General features: G+C 44.3%; 1 protein-coding gene. It reads left to right on the forward strand.

Annotated features, from left to right (window positions below; translation table 11 throughout):
- Window positions 1–24: 24 nt before the first annotated feature.
- Window positions 25–1,086, forward strand: a complete 1,062-nt coding sequence (locus tag JCM15907_RS09715; protein WP_148297523.1) for a Kelch repeat-containing protein — start codon at window positions 25–27, stop codon at window positions 1,084–1,086.
- The last annotated feature ends 10 nt before the right edge of the window (window positions 1,087–1,096 follow it).

A 1,096-nucleotide genomic window follows, 5' to 3' on the forward strand; every position in this document is an offset into this window, starting at 1 on the left:
GTAACGTATAATTGTAATATCGGTATGAGAAAATCAATTTTAGTAAGTTTTGCCGTACTGTTTGCGGCTATAGTAGCGATAGGATGTAAGCGCACTCCCAAAGAACCTAAGGAGTACGTTTACGATGTCTATGTGGCAGGAATGGAAGAAGACTCCTCTATGGGAGGATCGGATTCTAAAGCTCTTTGTTGGAAAAATGGTGAGGCTATTGCGTTGGACAAAGTCTCCGGAGGCACTTGCGCGCAATCTGTTTTTATTTTGGGTAATGATGTCTACGTAGCTGGTGTTACAAGCTCAGGGTCTGATGGCGCAATGGCTACACTTTGGACGAATGGTAATGTTCAATACTTGACAGATAAGTCGAGAGAGGTTTTTGCTGAGTCTCTCTTTGTTTCGGGCAGTGATGTTTATGTTGCTCTTTTTGAACAAATCGAAGGTGGAAGCAAAAGGTCTCTTCTTTGGAAAAATGGTCAGATTACAGAGCTGGCGAGCCATGCAAGTTTTACCAGTCCTAACTCTGTCTTTGTTTCGGGTAATGATGTTTATGTGGCGGGAAACATAGGAAGCAAAGCTGTACTTTGGAAGAATGGCACGGCTGAAGAGCTAAAGAGTGATGGCGAGGAAGTCTCTGCTTCGGCTGTATTCGTATCGGGTAATGATGTCTACGTAGCGGGATGCCAGAAGAGTGGAGACAAATACTGTGCTGTACTGTGGAAAAATGGTAAGCTTACGGAAGTATCGGACGAAGGACGTATCTCTGTTAAATCTCTTTTCGTATCGGGTGACGATGTCTATATAGTCGGCTACGAATATCGTGATAAAAAGGATAGGGCTGTAGTTTGGTCGAAGAAGGGTGCTTCAGGCACTTGGGAGGCTTTAGATTTAACTGATGGAACACGTCACTCAAAAGCTAACTCCGTCTTTGTGATTGATAACCATGTTTATGTAGCTGGAGAAGAAAGTACATTTGCTATGCTTTGGACCAAGAAGGCAGGCTCCGACTCTTGGGAGGCTAAGGAACTGACAAAGGGCAAAAACTCTGCTGTTGCCTACTCTGTCTATGTAGTCAAGCGGGAGAAGAAGTAGCGAGCGTTCA

The organism is Porphyromonas gingivicanis JCM 15907, from assembly GCF_000614585.1.
Lineage (GTDB): Bacteria > Bacteroidota > Bacteroidia > Bacteroidales > Porphyromonadaceae > Porphyromonas > Porphyromonas gingivicanis.

What these genes read in the sequence shown, in the direction of transcription:
- JCM15907_RS09715 (WP_148297523.1), top strand. Translation starts at nt 25, where the DNA reads ATGAGAAAATCAATTTTAGTAAGTTTTGCCGTACTGTTTGCGGCTATA.